Source organism: Alteromonas lipotrueae, from assembly GCF_019249255.1.
GTDB lineage: Bacteria > Pseudomonadota > Gammaproteobacteria > Enterobacterales > Alteromonadaceae > Alteromonas > Alteromonas lipotrueae.
The window spans coordinates 136,856-154,324 of record NZ_JAESDJ010000007.1; the positions used below are offsets into that span (position 1 = coordinate 136,856).

Annotated in this window: 17 protein-coding genes; 10 read left to right on the top strand and 7 right to left on the bottom strand. The window is 42.5% G+C overall.

Annotated elements, in window-relative coordinates:
- The first annotated feature begins 236 nt into the window (after nt 1-236).
- The 4 genes from putP (at nt 237) to KYS23_RS11770 (ending at nt 5,189) form a co-directional block, all read left to right on the top strand.
- Nucleotides 237-1,736 (top strand): sodium/proline symporter PutP, encoded by a 1,500-nt coding sequence (putP, locus tag KYS23_RS11755; protein WP_218418870.1) that lies wholly within the window; start codon nt 237-239, stop codon nt 1,734-1,736.
- Between the two features lie 15 nt (nt 1,737-1,751).
- Nucleotides 1,752-2,861 carry a glutamate 5-kinase gene (gene proB, locus KYS23_RS11760; RefSeq protein WP_218418795.1) on the top strand — a complete coding sequence of 370 codons (1,110 nt, stop codon included), beginning with the start codon at nt 1,752-1,754 and terminating at the stop codon, nt 2,859-2,861.
- On the top strand, nt 2,858-4,105 hold the full coding sequence (locus KYS23_RS11765; RefSeq protein WP_218418797.1) for a glutamate-5-semialdehyde dehydrogenase: 1,248 nt from the start codon (nt 2,858-2,860) through the stop codon (nt 4,103-4,105). The genes proB and KYS23_RS11765 overlap by 4 nt, the downstream gene beginning before the upstream one ends.
- A gap of 178 nt (nt 4,106-4,283) precedes the next feature.
- On the top strand, nt 4,284-5,189 hold the full coding sequence (locus tag KYS23_RS11770) for a mechanosensitive ion channel family protein (RefSeq protein WP_159530693.1): 906 nt from the start codon (nt 4,284-4,286) through the stop codon (nt 5,187-5,189).
- Here KYS23_RS11770 and KYS23_RS11775 read toward each other — a convergent pair.
- Entirely contained in the window at nt 5,172-5,732 is a 561-nt protein-coding gene (locus KYS23_RS11775; protein WP_159530691.1) for an HNH endonuclease, read from the bottom strand. The two genes, KYS23_RS11770 and KYS23_RS11775, sit on opposite strands and share 18 nt — an antisense overlap.
- Nucleotides 5,733-6,068: 336 nt before the next feature.
- Here KYS23_RS11775 and pnp point away from each other — a divergent pair, with 336 nt between their 5' ends.
- The gene (pnp, locus tag KYS23_RS11780) at nt 6,069-8,180 is read left to right on the top strand and encodes a polyribonucleotide nucleotidyltransferase (RefSeq protein ID WP_013784342.1); all 2,112 of its coding nucleotides are present in this window, start codon (nt 6,069-6,071) and stop codon (nt 8,178-8,180) included.
- A gap of 133 nt (nt 8,181-8,313) precedes the next feature.
- A complete protein-coding gene (locus KYS23_RS11785; protein ID WP_159530689.1) occupies nt 8,314-8,607 on the top strand; it encodes a DUF1244 domain-containing protein in 294 nt (97 codons plus the stop codon).
- A 137-nt stretch (nt 8,608-8,744) separates the two neighbouring features.
- Here KYS23_RS11785 and KYS23_RS11790 read toward each other — a convergent pair whose 3' ends face one another.
- The 3 genes from KYS23_RS11790 to KYS23_RS11800 form a co-directional block, all read right to left on the bottom strand.
- The gene (locus KYS23_RS11790) at nt 8,745-10,175 is read right to left on the bottom strand and encodes an ATP-binding cassette domain-containing protein (RefSeq protein ID WP_218418799.1); all 1,431 of its coding nucleotides are present in this window, start codon (nt 10,173-10,175) and stop codon (nt 8,745-8,747) included.
- Between the two features lie 183 nt (nt 10,176-10,358).
- A complete protein-coding gene (locus KYS23_RS11795) occupies nt 10,359-10,847 on the bottom strand; it encodes a GNAT family N-acetyltransferase (RefSeq protein ID WP_159534531.1) in 489 nt (162 codons plus the stop codon).
- Nucleotides 10,848-10,912: 65 nt separating this feature from the next.
- Nucleotides 10,913-11,314, bottom strand: a complete 402-nt coding sequence (locus tag KYS23_RS11800) for a DUF4870 domain-containing protein (protein ID WP_159530685.1) — start codon at nt 11,312-11,314, stop codon at nt 10,913-10,915.
- Nucleotides 11,315-11,473: 159 nt separating this feature from the next.
- Here KYS23_RS11800 and KYS23_RS11805 point away from each other — a divergent pair, with 159 nt between their 5' ends.
- The 3 genes from KYS23_RS11805 (at nt 11,474) to KYS23_RS11815 (ending at nt 13,034) form a co-directional block, all read left to right on the top strand.
- Nucleotides 11,474-11,692, top strand: a complete 219-nt coding sequence (locus KYS23_RS11805; RefSeq protein ID WP_013784337.1) for a VF530 family protein — start codon at nt 11,474-11,476, stop codon at nt 11,690-11,692.
- Between the two features lie 75 nt (nt 11,693-11,767).
- Nucleotides 11,768-12,241, top strand: coding sequence for a LabA-like NYN domain-containing protein (locus KYS23_RS11810; RefSeq protein ID WP_126872244.1), 474 nt, complete (start codon nt 11,768-11,770; stop codon nt 12,239-12,241).
- 133 nt (nt 12,242-12,374) lie between these two features.
- Nucleotides 12,375-13,034, top strand: a complete 660-nt coding sequence (locus KYS23_RS11815) for a YoaK family protein (RefSeq protein ID WP_159530683.1) — start codon at nt 12,375-12,377, stop codon at nt 13,032-13,034.
- Nucleotides 13,035-13,108: 74 nt separating this feature from the next.
- Here the strand turns inward: KYS23_RS11815 and KYS23_RS11820 are convergent, their stop codons facing one another.
- Nucleotides 13,109-13,888 carry a hypothetical protein gene (locus tag KYS23_RS11820; RefSeq protein WP_218418801.1) on the bottom strand — a complete coding sequence of 260 codons (780 nt, stop codon included), beginning with the start codon at nt 13,886-13,888 and terminating at the stop codon, nt 13,109-13,111.
- Between the two features lie 187 nt (nt 13,889-14,075).
- On the opposite strand from KYS23_RS11820, the gene KYS23_RS11825 reads away from it, so the two are divergent.
- Complete coding sequence (locus tag KYS23_RS11825; protein ID WP_218418803.1) at nt 14,076-15,113, top strand: DUF4350 domain-containing protein; 1,038 nt, start codon at nt 14,076-14,078, stop codon at nt 15,111-15,113.
- A gap of 79 nt (nt 15,114-15,192) precedes the next feature.
- Here the strand turns inward: KYS23_RS11825 and KYS23_RS11830 are convergent, their stop codons facing one another.
- On the bottom strand, nt 15,193-16,221 hold the full coding sequence (locus KYS23_RS11830; protein ID WP_218418813.1) for a methionine synthase: 1,029 nt from the start codon (nt 16,219-16,221) through the stop codon (nt 15,193-15,195).
- Nucleotides 16,222-16,246: 25 nt separating this feature from the next.
- Nucleotides 16,247-17,224: a DUF1852 domain-containing protein gene (locus KYS23_RS11835; protein ID WP_129738038.1), complete on the bottom strand. Its 978-nt coding sequence runs from the start codon at nt 17,222-17,224 to the stop codon at nt 16,247-16,249.
- Between the last annotated feature and the right edge of the window lie 245 nt (nt 17,225-17,469).

Consider the following 17,469-nt stretch of genomic DNA (forward strand, 5'->3'; position numbering starts at 1 on the left):
AATTGACTACTATTTAAACTTGAAATCACACCAGTGATACTTATATAATTAGAGCTCTAATCATTATTGTTCAATTTAAATGTTTGATTCTGAGTTTGGCATAAGGCTAAAGTCGGAAACAAATGATGCGTGTTATTCAAGCCTTCAAACCTTGTATAGCACTTCGATGGAATGCAATGTCCTTCGAACATCTGAATGATGTAATTTTAACTAACATAGGAGAGCAATCTCACATTATGCCAATTGAAAGTTATATATCGCTGGCAATTTATTTTCTAGCGATGTTGGGTATAGGTCTTTTTGCATATCGTCAATCTACTAGTGATATTTCTGGTTACATTCTAGGTGGTAGGAAGGTTAGCCCTCAAGTTACTGCACTATCAGCAGGTGCTTCTGATATGTCAGGTTGGATGTTAATGGGATTGCCAGGGGCAATGTTCTTAACCGGGTTCGACGCAGTTTATATTGCTATTGGTCTTGTCGCAGGGGCATTAGCAAATTATATATTGGTTGCACCTAAGCTTCGTGTTTACACCGAAGTCGCAGATGATTCCTTAACCGTGCCGGAATTCTTCGCAAAGCGCTTCGACAACCCTAAAGCAAACGTACGCATCGTTTCAGCTGTCATCATTGTCTTATTTTTTACTTTATATACGTCTGCAGGGCTTGTAGCCGGCGGAAAGCTTTTTGAAAGCGCGTTCTCAGTTGATTATCAGCTTGGGCTGTTTATCACATTGGGCGTTGTCGTTTCATACACCTTATTGGGTGGATTCTTAGCGGTTAGCCTTACCGATTTTGTGCAAGGTTGCATCATGTTTATTGCCCTTGTTCTCGTGCCGGTTGTGGCCTTTACCGAGTTTAATGGTGTAAACCAAATGACGGCTGCTGCGTATGAATCAGTACCGAATTTTACTGAGTCATGGGGTGCACTCACTCTTGTGGGCTTGCTTTCAAGCCTTGGGTGGGGCCTTGGCTACTTTGGTCAGCCTCACATTATTGTAAGGTTTATGGCTATTCGCGATGTTAAATCGGTGAGCACCGCACGAAATATTGGTATGTCTTGGATGCTAGTTACTATACTTGGAGCATTAGCAACGGGTTTTGTAGGGATAGCCTATGCAAATCAATTCAATTTAAGCGTGGACGACGCTGAGACTATTTTCATCGTTTTTTCTCAGTTGCTATTTCACCCGCTTATTAGTGGCTTTTTAATGGCTGCTATTTTAGCTGCCATTATGAGTACTATTTCGTCTCAGTTATTGGTATCGGCTAGTTCGTTAACCGAAGACATTTATCGAGTTGTAGCGAAAAAAGACATCAGCGAAAAAGAGACAGTGACCATCGGAAGAGTTGGTGTAGCGGGCGTTGCCATAGTGGCATTGCTATTGGCGATGGACTCGTCGAACTCCATTCTTTCGTTAGTGAGTAATGCATGGGCTGGCTTTGGTGCCGCATTTGGCCCGTTGGTATTGTTCAGCTTATACAAAAAGGATTTAACACAGAATGCGGCATTAGCCGGCATTATTAGTGGTGCAGTAACTGTCCTATTTTGGATATACGCACCCGTGTTGGCTGACGGTAAAACGTTAAGCAGTGTTATTTATGAAATTATTCCTGGTTTTGCGGTAAGCACCGCAACCCTTTGGTTGGTATCGCGCGCAGGTGCTGCGCCGTCTGAAAATGTTCAGCGCTTATTTAAAGCCACTAACCAGCAATTAGCAGATCAACAATCTTAAGGTGAATGAAATATTATGAGTCATCCCAATTGGAAACGCGTGGTCATTAAAGTAGGCAGTGCACTAATCTCGCCGAACAAGCAAGGGTGCAGCAGCCACTACTTGCTTAGTATTGCCCAATTCATCGTGCGTTGTCGGGCAAATGGAACACAGGTAGTGTTAGTGTCTTCAGGTTCAGTTGCCGCAGGGGCACATTTGTTCCCTGACCATGAAAAGTCGAACATTGCTGTGAAAAAGGCAATGGCAGCAGCAGGGCAGACAGAAATGATTGCAACCTGGGATAGATTATTCGACTTCCCATCGGCGCAAATGCTGTTAACCCATGCTGACCTGCGCGATAGAGAGCGCTACGTTAGTATTCGTGAAACCATATTTAGTTTGTTAGAGCATAACGTTCTACCTATCGTAAATGAAAACGATACGGTAACGACCGATAAACTAAAAGTAGGCGATAACGATAACTTATCCGCTATGGTGGCAGCAGCAGCTGACGCAGATGCACTTATCATCTGTTCTGACATTGACGGTTTGTATAACAAAAACCCTCATGATCACGACGATGCTGAGTTGCTCAAGAAAGTAGATACCATAGACGCCAGTATTTATGCCATGGCGGGTGGTGCAGCGGAAGGCGGTGTTGGCACCGGTGGTATGCGCACAAAAATTGAAGCGGCGGAAAAAGCCGTTTCGCATGGTATAGACACATATATTATTAACGGCTTTACCGAACTGTCATTTAACATGTTGCTTGCGGGTAAAAACCCAGGCACACATTTTAGCCCTTACGATAAGCCGATGTTGGAAAACGTGCATTGGATGCGCCATACCTCAAACGCGCAGGGCGAAGTGATAGTTGAGGGAGATTTTGATTCTTCACTGGAAAACCACAGTGAACAACTTACTAGCAGCGAGATAGTTGATGTTAAAGGTGAGTTCTCAGTGGGCGATACCATTTTGGTACGCAAAGCTGATGGAACTAAGCTTGTTAAAGCGAAATCAAACTACAGTAGCTGTTTACTGAATTTTATCGCGAATCAGGAAAACGATGACTTCGCCAGTGAATTTGAAGATAAGACTGGCCCTATCATTTCTGATCAGCATGTAGCAAATTTGGAGAAAGAATGAGCATTATTACAGAATTAGCAAAACAAGCGAAACAAGCAGCCCAAACACTTGCCATCTTAGATGAATCTGAGAAGAACGCGGTGTTAAAGGATATGGCTGCGGCTATTCGTGGAAATAAAGACACCATTAAAGCGGTTAACGAAAAAGAAGTGGCGCGCGCTAAGGAAAATAACCTAGACGATGCCATGATTGACCGTTTGATTTTGGATGATGCCCGCATAGAATCTATGGCAGAAGGCATTGAAGTTATTATTAGCCTTGACGATCCTGTTGGTCGTGAGCGCGTAATTGGCACCCGTCCAAACGGTATCGAAATTAAAAAGATGCGTATTCCATTAGGTGTAGTGTGTATGATTTATGAAGCACGCCCTAATGTAACAGCCGATGCTGGCGCACTGTGTTTTAAATCGGGTAACGGCGTTATTCTACGTGGTGGTAAAGAAGCACTGGATACCAGTCTAGCCATCGCTGGGCTTATGCAAGACGTGCTTGAAAAGCATAACTTACCAAGAGCCTTAGTTACTGTAGTACCGAATCCAGATCGCGCGCTTATGCAAGAGCTAATGGAACAACGGGACTACATTGACGTTATTATTCCACGTGGTGGCGAAGGATTAATTAACTATGTAACCGAACACTCTAAAGTGCCTGTTATTCAGCATTTTAAAGGGGTATGTCATTTATATGTCGATAAAGACGCTGATTTAGATAAAGCGTTGGCTATCTTGTTAAATGGTAAGACCCAGCGAACTGGCGTATGTAATGCGTTAGAAGGTTTGGTAGTACATCAAGCTATTGCGGGCGACTTCTTACCTCGCGTTGCCGAAGCGTTTGAGCAACATAAGGTGACAGTGCATGTGAATGAAAAAGGCGCTCAGTATTTCAACGGCGCGGATGTCATTAGTGAAGATGCATACGGTGAAGAGTACTTAGGTTTAGAAATTGCCATTCGTGTAGTGGATGATTTCGCAGGTGCCATTTCTCATATTGCTGACTTTGGTAGTAACCATACTGAAGTTATCTGTACAGAAAACGAAGATAGCGCTAAGAAATTTCAGCGTGCCGTAGACGCCAGTGTAGTAATGGTAAACGCATCTTCACGTTTCTCTGATGGCAGCCAACTTGGTTTAGGTGCTGAAATTGGTATCGCGACTACTAAGCTTCATGCCTATGGGCCAATGGGATTAGAATCGCTAACGTCTGAAAAATACCTAGTGAATGGTGTTGGTCAAATTCGCGAATAAGCGACTAGCAAACTAACACGAAATAGCTTCGTTCAACGTAAGCATAAAATCCCGGCCTTTGAATGGGAATAATCCCACTGGTCGGCATTGTACCCATCAATAGCATGCTTCATAATAAAGGCGCTGTATTTACAGCGCTTTTTTTATTTTCTATCAAACGGTTAACTGGAGCATCTACATGGAAATAGCGATAGACCCAACACAAATGTGGCATAACCTTGTTCAATTTGTGTTGGATTACAAGCTATTGGCCTCGCTCTTTTTAGTGGTATTACTCCACTTTTTCAAGAAGGGTACCCTTCGCCTTATTAAGCGTCGGAGCTCGCGCAAAGGGGAAGATCGACGTAACCAGATTAATATTTTAGAGCAGCTAGGTAATGCATTCATTATTGTGCTGCTGATGATGGTGTGGTCATCTGAAATTCAGAACCTTGCCATTTCAATTGCCGCTTTCATGGTGGCTATTGTGTTAGCTACCCGCGAATTTATTCAATGCTTTATGGGCTTCATTTACTACCTAGGCGCACGGCCATTTAGGGTAGGGGATTGGATCCAGATGAATAACGTCATCGGGGAAGTGGTAGAAATGGATTGGGCAAAAACCGCCTTATTAGAAGTTGACCCTGAAACCTTCAATTATACCGGTAAGCACGTATATGTGCCTAATAGCCAGTTAGTTACTCAGACAGTGCGTAATTTAAACTTCTTACGTCGTTATAAATTGCACTCTTTTAATATTGTTAACGAGCCGACGGTAAATGCCTACAGCTTATTACCAGCATTTAGGGCCAGTGCCCATGCCCACTGTGAATACTTTCGTGATGTAGCAGAACGGTATAAAGGCCTTATTGAGCGTCACTTGGAACAAGACTTTATTCAAATTGACCCTGAAGTTGAAATTAAAACTAATGAATTGGCTAAGGTAGTCGTGAAAGTTAGTTTGTTTTGCCCGACAGCAGAGGCACACGAACTTGAACACAAAATGTGTTCAGATTGGCTAAGCCTGTGGTTTGAGGCGCTAGAAAAAAGTGCCTGTCCGCCAAACACTTCGTCTAGCTCTCAATCGCTAGGGGAAACCGTTTAAGTGCCAATCTCGCTTATCGGTAAAGTGGCCTTTTAAAAATTCCATTTGGTCAGCCAATATTCGTCGGTTCACTAAATAGAACCTTTCATAAACGTTTGGCCTGAAGGGTACAGCAAGCAAAGGCATGCCCGCTTCCTCAGGGGTTTTGGCCGCTTTAGCATGGTTACAGCGCTGACAAGACGTTGCCACATTAGTCCAGCTATCTTTGCCACCCCGTGAGCGTGGAATAATATGATCACGGGTTAACAGGCTAGGTGAGAAGCGTTGGCCGCAGTAAAGGCATAAGTAATTATCACGCCTAAACAGATACCGATTGGTTAACGCTATTTTTCCGCTTAAATCTGTGACTTTGCCATCGCAAGCAATAATACTCGATAACGTTAACTGACTTTGATGGCCATGGTGATCCCAGCCACCTTTAAGCGTAACAGCATCACTGCCTAATTCGAATAATACCTTTTCCTGACAATAGAGTTTTGCAGCTTGCTCAACATGGATCCATTCCTGTGGCATGCCAGCTTTATTTAGTCTGAGTACTAGCATTGCATTCCCCTTAGCGCACCGTGTAGGTTTAGTTATAGCATACGAGGTTTTATGTCATTATGATGAAAATACATACAATTTGAGCGTATTAATACAAAATTCATCTGGTTATGGTGATATTTACGTTGCGGTGAGTATTTGTGCGCTTATTTGTTCAATGTGAACTACATTGTGTAGTGGGTTAATCACAGTGAATACGTGATGTGGACGAAATTGCCACAAACCGCAACGAATTCTACGAATAGAAAATTTGTTAATGGTATTAGCGTTAGTTCATCGCTATACTATGCACCGCGATTATAAGCGATAAATAAGATTGAAATTAAAGGACAAATAGTGACTCCTATTACTAAATCATTTCAGTATGGACAGCATACTGTAACACTAGAAACGGGCGTTATCGCTCGTCAGGCCACAGCAGCCGTCATGGCAAGTATGGATGACACCGCTGTATTAGTTACCGTTGTAGGTAAGAAAGAAGCGAAAGCAGATCAAGATTTCTTCCCACTAACAGTAAACTATCAAGAAAAAACATATGCTGCGGGTAAAATCCCTGGTGGTTTCTTCAAACGTGAAGGTCGTCCTTCTGAAGGCGAAACCCTTACAGCGCGTTTGATTGACCGTCCAATCCGTCCATTATTCCCTGAAGGGTTTAAAAACGAAGTACAAGTTGTTATCACGGTAATGTCTGCTAACCCAGATATTCCAACTGATATCATCTCTATGATTGGTACTTCAGCAGCACTAGCCATTTCTGGTATTCCATTTAATGGTCCAATTGGTGCAGCGCGCGTTGGTTACACTGACGGCGAATACATTCTAAATACCCGTGTTGAAGAACAAGCTGACAGCGATTTAGATCTTGTTGTTGCTGGTACTGAAGGCGCAGTATTAATGGTTGAGTCAGAAGCTGATGTGCTTTCTGAAGACGTTATGCTTGGTGCAGTAATGTTCGGTCACGAGCAACTACAAACGGTAGTAACAGCAGTTAAAGAATTTGCTGCTAACGTTAGTATCGACAAGTGGGACTGGAAACCAGAAGCAGAAAACACAACTCTTAAAGATAAAGTGAAAGCATTAGCTGAAGCTGAAATGGTTGCTGCTTACCAAATCTCTGACAAGCTTGCGCGTAAAGACGCAGTTACTGCTGCAACTGAAAAAGCACGTGATGCTATTCTTGCTGAAGACGAGACCCAAGATAAGAAAGAAGTATCAAACCTTCTTCATGATCTTGAGTCTGACGTAGTGCGTTCACGCATCCTTGCTGGCGAGCCTCGCATTGACGGTCGTGATCCTAAGATGATTCGTGCACTAGACGTTGCAACGGGCATTTTACCACGTACTCACGGTTCTGCTGTTTTCACTCGTGGTGAAACTCAAGCAATCGTTGCTGCTACGCTAGGTACAGAACGTGACGCGCAGATGATTGACGAGCTTCAAGGCCGTCGTGACAGCCGCTTCATGCTTCATTATAACTTCCCTCCATACTGTGTTGGTGAAACCGGTATGATTGGTTCTCCTAAGCGTCGTGAAATTGGTCACGGTCGTTTGGCGAAGCGCGGTATTCAAGCAGTAATGCCAAGCGAAGAAGAATTCCCGTACGTAGTACGTATCGTTTCTGAAATTACAGAATCAAATGGTTCATCTTCAATGGCCTCTGTATGTGGTACTTCACTTGCGCTTATGGATGCAGGTGTACCAATTAAAGCTTCAGTTGCTGGTATTGCAATGGGTCTAGTGAAAAGCGACGAAAACTTCGTTGTACTTTCAGACATCCTTGGTGATGAAGATCACCTTGGTGACATGGACTTCAAAGTTGCCGGTACTACCGGTGGTATCACTGCATTGCAGATGGATATCAAAATTGAAGGTATTACTAAAGAAATCATGCAAATTGCCCTTAAACAGGCAAAAGAAGCACGTTTGCATATTCTTAACGTAATGGACGAAGCTATTGGCGGTCATCGCGAAGAGCTTAGCGAATTTGCTCCACGCATTTACACTGTTAAAGTCGATCAGGACAAGATCCGCGACGTTATCGGTAAAGGCGGCGCAATGATTCGTTCAATTACTGAAGAATCTGATACCAACATCGAAATCGAAGATGATGGTACTATCAAAATCTTCGCAACTGAGCGTGCGAAAGCCGATATTGCTATCAGCAAGATTGAGCAAGTTACCGCTGAAATCGAAGTGGGCAAAACTTACCACGGTAAGATTACCCGTATCGTAGATTTTGGTGCGTTTGTTGAAGTATTACCAGGTAAAGAAGGCCTTGTACATATTTCTCAAATCGCTCACGAGCGTGTTAACAAAGTAACTGACTACCTTACTGAAGGTGCGATGATTGACGTGAAAGTGATGGAAATTGACCGTCAAAACCGCGTACGTCTAAGCATTAAAGAGTTACTTGAAAAGCCTGCTCCTAAGTCTGACGACGCAGAGTAAGGTTTTATTTGCTAATGAGCTATAGCGAAGGTTTTGCCCTAACATTATAGCCAGATGCAAATTGAAGACAAATGTAAGAAAAATTAGAAAAGGGAGCTTAGCTCCCTTTTTTGTTTTTAAAGAAAGGAGCAACATGGAAAAGCAAACGCAAACCGAAATTGAAGCGGCTGTGTTTCGACGTTTGGTCGATCATTTAGACGCGAACAAAGACGCACAAAACATCGACCTAATGATTCTGGCTGATTTCTGTCGCAACTGTCTTGCTAAGTGGTATTCGTCTGCCGCTGCAGAGCAAGGTGAAGACATTGATTACGATGCTGCTCGAGAAGTCGTGTACAAAATGCCGTATTCCGAGTGGAAAGAAAACCACCAACTACCGGCCAGTGATGAGCAGCTAGAAAAACTAGCAGCACGCCACAAAAAATAAACAAAAAGCCCAGCTAGAAGCTGGGCTTTTCATTGATAAACGCGCAAACCGTTTCATGGAAGCCGTATCCACAAAATCCTTATCCACAAAGCGACATACGGAAACCGCTTCACGAGAATCAAATACATATAAGGCAGTTATCCTTGGTAATCTCGCATATCAAGCACGTTATCAATACCCTCAATCGCCTCATCGGCTATGTGAGTAACATAAAGCAGGGTGGTGTGGTTCGATGCTGCTAAAAGCTTTATTAATGCCAGCACATTGGTGCGATTTATATCATCTAACCCATTACAAGGCTCATCAAGTATTAACACCACAGGGTGCTTCACCATGGCGCGAACAATAAGTAATAATCGCTGTTCACCAAAAGAAAGGCTGTTGAACGGTGTGTGTTTGTTATCGGTAAAGCCTATTATATTAAGCCATGCATCGGCAATCGCATTTTCAGCATTGGTCGGCGTGGTATAAAGTCCGATGCTATCGTAAAAGCCAGAGGTCACTACATTGTGAGCGCTGCAATTTACCCGGTACTGCATGTGCAGTGCGTTTGACATAATGCCAATGTGTTGTTTGATATCCCATATACTTTCCCCAGACCCTCGCTTTATACCAAACAAGGTTAAATCATTGGTGTAGCAGTGAGGGTTATCGCCTGTAATCATGTTTAGCAAGCAGGTTTTTCCAGATCCGTTGGGCCCAGAAATTTGCCAATGCTGGTCCGGGTAAACCATAAAATCTAAATCTTTGAATACGGTGTTGTCATCGTACTTAACAAACCCATTTCGAAGCGCAATTAACGGCTCGTCTTTGGCAAAGGTTTTAGACGTTTCGGTGCTAGGTGGCAATGTTGGTTCAGCCGTACTTAAACTGAACCACGACGATAAATGGTTAACTAACGCTTCAGGTGCCAAGCGGTCGTCGCTACACGATACAATTTGTAATGCCTCAACCAAGACTAACTTACATGCCACATTCGGCACGTCGCGCACTGTATTTGCGGTAATCACTAAGGTGGACTGTGTTTGTTGGCTTAAGAAGGTGTTGAAACGTGCCCGTGCGTCTTTATCTAGCCCTTCAAAAGGTTCGTCAACTAAAATTACGTCGGCATTGCTCACCCAAGCTAGTAACAAGAGGACTTTGCGTGTTTCACCGGTAGACAGTGAAAGAAAGGCCGTATTGAGTAAATGGGCAACCTGCAAGGCGGTTGATAAGATTTTATACGCGCTGTGTTGTTGATAGTCAGAATTTGCTTTGCTTAAAAGCTCGTGCACTAAGGTAGGCTCAGCCACAATATCGAGAAGATCTGCACTGTCTTTTTGTTTTTCTTCAAGAATCATCGCGTGCTGAACGGCTACGCTGACTTCAGCAACCGATACGTTCAATGAGCGTGTACCAGCAAGCGGCTTTCCGCGACCGGCTAATGCTGCCATAAGCAAGGATTTTCCTGCACGGTTTCGCCCAGCAATTAATACATGCTCACCTTGATTAACGGTAAAAGTAAAGGCAGGGGTGGTGAAGTTGTTATCTAGTTTTACTTGGTAGTGGTGTAGCGATAGCGTGGTCAAAATACAGACATTTCAGTTGGATGTTATATTGGCATTTTGGCGGGAATAGCAGGGATATGCAATGCAAACAAATTGTTATGTTTTTTCGATACGCTTGTCGGCTTGTGCTTCCACTTCAGGGGCTTGCTGTTGTATGTCTTTGAAATCAGCAAAGGATAGGAAAGGATACTGAAGTAGCGGGCTTTATTGTTTTCTAATTACAGGGGCCCTTTCGGGGAATATCAGCTTGGTCATAAAGTGGCTATTGGGATCAAGCTGATATTCCCCGAAAGGGTCACAGGCCTTAAAACCATGTTTTGAATATAACCGCCGGGCGGCGTTGAAATAGTCTTGCGTGCCCGTTTCCAGGCTTAACGTTTGGTAACCGTTTGCTGCAGCGAATTCAATTACGAAGGTAAGCAATTGACTTGCTATACCTTTCTTACGAAACATGGCGCTGGTACGCATAGATTTTAATTCTGCTTCAGTGTTACTGAGCTTTCTGATGGCTACGCATCCGGCTAATAGTTCGCCTTCCCATGCACTAAAAAATGTAATGTTAGGCGACTTCAACGCCTTAACATCTAAGGCATGCACGCTTTCTGGGGGAGACGTGGCGTACATGTCTTTTAAGTGCTCTTCTAGCAGGGCGATAACGTCGCCGCTGCTAAGGTCGTCTTGCTTAATTGTTATCAAAGGGCTCATTTAGAAGACTCACACAAGAATCAGAAGCAAGGCTTAAGGAACATGTTCATACGTTATTTAATAAACCTAATGCTAAGTGGGTACACCCATAATTCGCCCTTGTTGGCTTTTATCGCGGCAACAATAGCGAAAATGAAGTTCAAAATAGCAAGGATCACTAATCCAAACATACCAATAATGATTAACGTGAGCAGGCCACAAATAAGCGAGTAAACAAATAAGCTGATTAACCAATTAACGGTGACCTTTCCATGCATATCAATATCTTGGTGCTTATCTTTATTCACAGCCCACATAACGATGGGCAGGATTAACCCTAAACCAGGCACTATAATACTGGTTAACTGGCTAAGGTGAATAAGCATGCAATAGGTGTTAAGTGGCATACCCCAATATTCTTGAATACTTTCATTTTCTTTGCTGACGTCATGGTCATCATTGATGTTGTTACTCATACAACTTTCCTTGTTTTATCGGTTTTATATATATGCTTACGCTAGTTACTTCGAATTTTTCGAAGGGAATGCCAACATACTCTGTTAAAATAACAAAATCAACGTACTAGCGAGCTGGTTAATCGCGATACGTATTTGTTTCTATTCGGAATTAGCATTATGAACCAACAGCAGCCAAATAATCCTCTTCACGGGCTTACCCTTGAAAAAATTCTTGTTCGTCTCGTTGAACATTATCAATGGGAAGGCTTGTACTCTGAAATTAGGGTGAACTGTTTTAACAACGACCCTTCTGTGAAATCTTCGCTTAAGTTTTTGCGCAAAACTCAGTGGGCGAGAGACAAAGTAGAAGCGTTATATATTCGTACATTTAGCTAATCTACTCGTGTAATAGGCAAGCTAACAAACAACATCAAAAAGGCTGAGCCTTCTGGCTATCAAAAAGGACTAACCATGGATAACGTTGCGCTTTTCGTTGACGTGCAAAATATTTACTACACCACGCGACAAATTCATAAGTGCAATTTTGATTACAATCAATTTTGGCGCTTGGCTACCGAAGGTAGAAACGTGGTGAAAGCAGTGGCGTATGCTATTGAGCGAGGCGACACAAAACAGCGAGAGTTTCAAAATATACTCCGTGGTATTGGCTTTGAAGTTAAGTTAAAACCTTTCATTCAGCGAGCAGATGGTTCAGCGAAAGGCGATTGGGATGTGGGTATAACGATTGACGCTATGGAGTATGCTGATCTCGCCGACACTATTGTGTTTGCTACAGGAGATGGTGATTTCGATATATTGGCCAGTAAGCTTGTTGATAAAGGTAAAGAGGTGGAAGTGTACGGCGTTCAAGAACTCACTTCGGTTTCTCTTATAAAGGCTGCCAGCAAATATGTTCCTGTACAAGGTGACTTGTTACTGCGTTAGTCTATGTGGGTTAAGCTATGTCATTGTTGCTGATAAAAAATTTATTTTGGCAGTTTTATTGATGTCGGTCAGTTTGACTTTCTCTACTAGCGAGTATGCTAGCCAAATCTGAGTAGTAACACGACGAGGGATTATGATTTCTCAGCTTCCTAAATGGGTAGAATTTGGCGCATTTATCTTAGCGCTGGTGGCTGGGTATGTGAATGCGATTGGATTGCTTGGGTTTGAACACCAATCAGTATCGCATCTATCGGGCACTGCAACCTTACTAGGTACTGGTGTTTACCAAGGGTCTTTGCAAAGTGCGTTTCATCTTGTAGGAGTTTTACTTTCCTTCCTTGTTGGCGCTTCTATTGCAGGTTTCTTACTGCATGGTTTTACATTGAAACTTGGCCGGCATTACGACACAGCCCTTGTAATAGAAGCGCTTTTATTGCTTGTTGCGTTGGCGTTTTTGTATAACGAACAGTTTATTGGGCATTTTTTTGCCTCAGCGGCTTGTGGGCTTCAAAATGCGTTAGCTACAACCTATAGCGGGGCTATTATTCGCACCACTCATGTTACTGGTATTTTCACCGATTTAGGCATTATGCTTGGGGCCCTGTGCCGAGGGGAAAAGCTAGATACCAGAAAAGCCAAGCTATTCTTGTTAATTATTACCGGTTTCATTTTTGGTGGCACAGCGGGGGCAATTCTGTTTGGCATGTTTCAGTTCTTTTCGCTTATTGCGCCAGCTGGCGTATGCCTAGTGATAGCGATGATTTACAACGTCTATTTGCGAAAAGCGGTATAAGTGAAACATTGGCAAAGGTAAACGCTAAACGAGGCCGCTGACATTAGCGGCCTTGTCTCGGTCTATTTTAAAGGTTATTTATGCGCTAGATGTGGCTTAACAGCACCATAATGGATACAAGCAAGTACTGGACATGCAAGTAACACAGACAAACCAAAGGTGTGTGGCGCAAAATAAATAACCAAGGTGTTTAGTGCAGCTAACATGGCGAAAGCACTAGGCTGTGCAGAAACAATCGAAAAGGTTGTTGCCATACTTTGTTTAAAAGTGCGTTTAGCTATTAACATTAGTGGTGCAACAAACAGAAATAGCATAATAAATGGCACTGCCGATGAGAATAGTAAACCTAACGTGTGGGCGCTTATATCAATAAGCTTTTGGAATAAAAGCAAATCTACACCGCTACTTCCAAGTAGTACCCAAGAAAACAAAAGCTGACTTAAAAACGGCAGCAAAAGGAGAGGGCTAATAAGTAGAAATTTCCCCCACGATGCATTGCTTATTGCAGAGAACGACCATACTTTCCCTTTTGTCGCCAAGTTATGAATGCATAGCCAAGTAGCGCCAATAACAGGCACCATTATCCATTTTGAAAGCATTATGGACATGGGGGCTGCTAGTAGGGGATCAGGTATTAGTTGCGCAGGTAATAGCTGTATAATACCTTCAATAATTAACGGGCTCAGCATAAGAACAAATAATGAAAAAGGGGCTTGCTTAAATAATTGCCACCCTTGTTGAAGCCACGCCTTGTTATCTAAACGCCCTGTATTTTTCCCATAGGTATTGTTTTCGTATGTTTGGGGGGCTTGTAACGCTAGCTCATTTTGATTGCCTGAAGTTTGTGCCGTCATCGTGATTCCCTGTATATGCTTTGGTGATTATTAATTAACCTTCAAAGCTATAGTCACGGGCAAAAAATAAAAATTACAAAATGATTGAAAAATAATCTAATTAAAGTCGAAAGTGCCTTTAACGCTATGAAATGTTTGGCTTTATTTTATTTGTTTTACTCTAGAAATTATTCATAAGGACGTGTTAATGAAAACTATGGCGAGACTGGCGATTCTTTTCAATGTGCTTTTAGTGTCTTCTTGCTCTGACAGCCCCCAACAAGCAGACGCGACATTTGAACCCTACAAGCGAACAGCAACTTACACCTCAAATGCCAGCCCAGTGGTACAGGTCGATGAAGCTCACCACAACTTTCTCACCATCAATAATCGTTTCAAACCCTTTGCTCAGGTGTTGCTCAGCGATGGAGTCACGGTTGAATCAAACAAGGTAAGTTTCAGCCAACAGGCCCTTAAAAATGTGGATATTCTTGTTATCGCCAACGCCCTTGATAAAAAGCGAAGCAACTGGCAACCCCCTTTTAATCAAGCGCTGACTAATGATGAAGTATCTGTTGTTATTGAATGGGTACGAAATGGCGGCTCACTTTTTCTTATTGCCGATCACGCCCCTTTTCCGAAAGTAATAGAAAGCCTAGCAACAGCGTTGGGCTTCACTTTTACTAATGGCCACGTCAAAGCAACACTATTTAGCAAGGCCACGGGTACGCTGATTAGCCATGAAGTAACCTATGCACATGAAAATGCTAAGCAAGATGATAATTCTAGCGCTAATGCCAATTCTGAAGCCAATCCAGAAGCCAAACACCCAAACCATGTCGAACTTCCTGTATTTATGCAAGAAAGTCAAAATGGCGCATTCACATCAGTATTAAACAGTCAGTTGCACGTAAAAGAAGTGATACAAGTTAAAACTTTCGGCGGCGCTGCCTTTTTACCACCAGAAGAGGCCACTTCACTGTTAACCCTTGGGCCGCGTACTGTATCTATTGAGCCAGAAGTTCCTTTTGAAATAACGTCAAGCACACGTCGAAGAGCCATCGAAGGCTGGAGTCAAGGTGCCTTCTTGAAATTGGGTAAAGGGCGGGTTGCCGTGTTTTCTGAAGGCATGATGTTTTCTTCTCAAATCGATACGCGTACAGGAGATAAACATGGTATGAGGTCGGTAGGAGCTGAACAAAACGAACGATTTTTACTTAACATTATTCATTGGCTAGCAGGTTAAACAGAGCTGACAAAAAAGTTGAGTGGCGCATAGATGCAAACTCAATGTCAGCTCTGTAATCGCTATGAGGACAGTAGCATTAACGCGTTAATTCTTGTCTAATGATTTCGGCCCCTGCACTCAATGCGTTGAGTTTTCCGCGTGTTACATGTTGTGATAACGGCACCATGCCACAGTTAGTACAAGGGTATAGTTTGTCAGCATCAACGAACTGTAAGGCTTTTCTTAGGGTATTAGCGACTTCTTCTGGTGTTTCAATAGCATTGGTGGCTACGTCTATAGCACCAACCATCACTTTTTTCCCACGAAGCAGCTCGATTAGTTCCATGGGAACCCGAGAATTTTGACACTCTAGTGAAATAAGGTCGATAGAGGACGATTGCAGTTTTGGAAAAATTTCTTCGTACTGTCTCCATTCATCACCTAGTGACTTTTTCCAATCGGTGTTGGCTTTAATGCCATAGCCATAGCAAATATGAACGGCAGTTTCACATTTTAACCCTTCTGCAGCACGTTCAAGTGCCGCAATGCCCCAGTCATTCACCTCATCGAAAAATACATTAAATGCAGGCTCATCAAACTGAATAATATCAACGCCTGCGGCTTCCAGTTCTTTCGCTTCTTGATTTAATATTTTGGCAAACTCCCATGCTAGCTTTTCACGACTTTTATAGTGACTATCGTACAGGGTATCTACCATAGTCATAGGGCCGGGAAGTGCCCACTTAATCGGTTGGCTAGTTTGTTGACGTAAAAACTTGGCATCATCAACAAAAACGGCTTTTTGACGAGTAACCTCACCAACCACCATAGGCACACTGGCATCATATCTGTCGCGAATTTTTACCGTTTTACGCTGCTGAAAATCAACACCGTTTAAATGTTCAATAAAGGTGGTAACGAAGTGTTGTCGAGTTTGTTCACCATCGCTAATGATATCAACGCCAGATTGTCGCTGATTGAGTAACGACAAGCGTAAGGCGTCTTGTTTGCCCTGAGTCAGTTCATCACCGTCTAATTTCCAAGGTGACCAAAGTGTTTCAGGTTGCGCAAGCCAAGACGGTTTAGGCAGACTGCCGGCAATTGAAGTAGGTAATAATTTTTTCATAATAAGTACTACACGTTTGAATGAGTTAAAGGGCGCAGTTTGCAGACCATTGTTGAAGAATATTGTGGTAAGGCTTGATGAAATTTTCTTCAACAAACTTACCTTGTTGAGCCGCTAAGTGATTGCGTTCTTCTCGGTCATATTCTATTTGTGTGAGTGAATGATCTTGGTGTTTTAAATTCGGCTGATACACTCTACCGGCGACCGCGTTTGCGTTATAAATCTCAGGGCGATAAATCTTTTGGAAGGTTTCCATGGTGCTAATCGTGCTTATCAATTCAAGATTGGTGTAATCGTTTAGCAAGTCACCAAAATGATAGAATGCCAAAGGGGCAACGCTATTAGGCGGCATGAAATAACGAACCTGCAGTCCCATCTTTTGGAAATACTGCTCGGTTAACGAAGCGCTATTAGGCTGGTATTCAAAACCTAATACAGGGTGCTGATTTTCCGTTCTTTGGTAAGTTTTGTTTTCCGACACACTCAGGCAGATAACAGGTAACTTACTGAAACTTTCTTTGTAAACGTCTGAGTTCACGAATGCTTTAAACATCTTCCCGTGCAAATCACCAAAATCATTGGGAATGCTAAACTGGTCTCGGTCTTTATTATGCTCAGATAAGATCACGCTAAAGTCGTAGTCTCGTACATAAGACGAAAAGTTGTTCCCCACAATTCCTTCAATGGTTGTATTGGTTTTGCGATCAAGAATATTGGTTTTTAGTATTTCAATGGTAGGAAAGGTACAGCCGTTACCTTCAACATCAATATCAACCGAAATGATTTCAAGCTTTGCCGAATAACGATCGCCGCTAACATTGTCCCAATACGCTAGAGCATTAAAACGATTGTCTATCATCTGTAATGCGTTTCGAAGATTATCCTGGCGTCGTCTACCTCTAGCTAAGTTAGCAAAGTTAGTAGTGATGCGTGTGTTGTCAGATGGACGATAGTTCTCATCAAAACAAACGCGCTTAAGCGAAAAAGTAAAAGTGTTATTCATGGTGATCTGACATTCCATTTGTGAACATAAACCCAAATTTTTAGCTCAGTTCAACTATTACGTATTTTCTAATTAAGCACCTAGTAGCTAATTAAAAACGAATGCAATACGTTAGTTGTGTCGAGCAGAGAAGGTTTTATACGCAGATTAACTGATGAATAAAAATGATTTAATTTCATTAAATAATGAAATTTGCTCATAATTTTAAGTTTTAAGTTTTAAGTTTTAATTTGAATAATGACAGC

Excerpts from the sequence above, each read along its gene's own strand:
- putP (WP_218418870.1), top strand. The coding sequence starts at position 237 with ATGCCAATTGAAAGTTATATATCGCTGGCAATTTATTTTCTAGCGATG.
- proB (WP_218418795.1), top strand. The coding sequence starts at position 1,752 with ATGAGTCATCCCAATTGGAAACGCGTGGTCATTAAAGTAGGCAGTGCA.
- KYS23_RS11765 (WP_218418797.1), top strand. The coding sequence starts at position 2,858 with ATGAGCATTATTACAGAATTAGCAAAACAAGCGAAACAAGCAGCCCAA.
- KYS23_RS11770 (WP_159530693.1), top strand. The coding sequence starts at position 4,284 with ATGGAAATAGCGATAGACCCAACACAAATGTGGCATAACCTTGTTCAA.
- KYS23_RS11775 (WP_159530691.1), bottom strand. The coding sequence starts at position 5,732 with ATGCTAGTACTCAGACTAAATAAAGCTGGCATGCCACAGGAATGGATC.
- KYS23_RS11785 (WP_159530689.1), top strand. The coding sequence starts at position 8,314 with ATGGAAAAGCAAACGCAAACCGAAATTGAAGCGGCTGTGTTTCGACGT.
- KYS23_RS11800 (WP_159530685.1), bottom strand. The coding sequence starts at position 11,314 with ATGAGTAACAACATCAATGATGACCATGACGTCAGCAAAGAAAATGAA.
- KYS23_RS11805 (WP_013784337.1), top strand. The coding sequence starts at position 11,474 with ATGAACCAACAGCAGCCAAATAATCCTCTTCACGGGCTTACCCTTGAA.
- KYS23_RS11810 (WP_126872244.1), top strand. The coding sequence starts at position 11,768 with ATGGATAACGTTGCGCTTTTCGTTGACGTGCAAAATATTTACTACACC.
- KYS23_RS11815 (WP_159530683.1), top strand. The coding sequence starts at position 12,375 with ATGATTTCTCAGCTTCCTAAATGGGTAGAATTTGGCGCATTTATCTTA.
- KYS23_RS11820 (WP_218418801.1), bottom strand. The coding sequence starts at position 13,888 with ATGACGGCACAAACTTCAGGCAATCAAAATGAGCTAGCGTTACAAGCC.
- KYS23_RS11825 (WP_218418803.1), top strand. The coding sequence starts at position 14,076 with ATGAAAACTATGGCGAGACTGGCGATTCTTTTCAATGTGCTTTTAGTG.
- KYS23_RS11830 (WP_218418813.1), bottom strand. The coding sequence starts at position 16,221 with ATGAAAAAATTATTACCTACTTCAATTGCCGGCAGTCTGCCTAAACCG.
- KYS23_RS11835 (WP_129738038.1), bottom strand. The coding sequence starts at position 17,224 with ATGAATAACACTTTTACTTTTTCGCTTAAGCGCGTTTGTTTTGATGAG.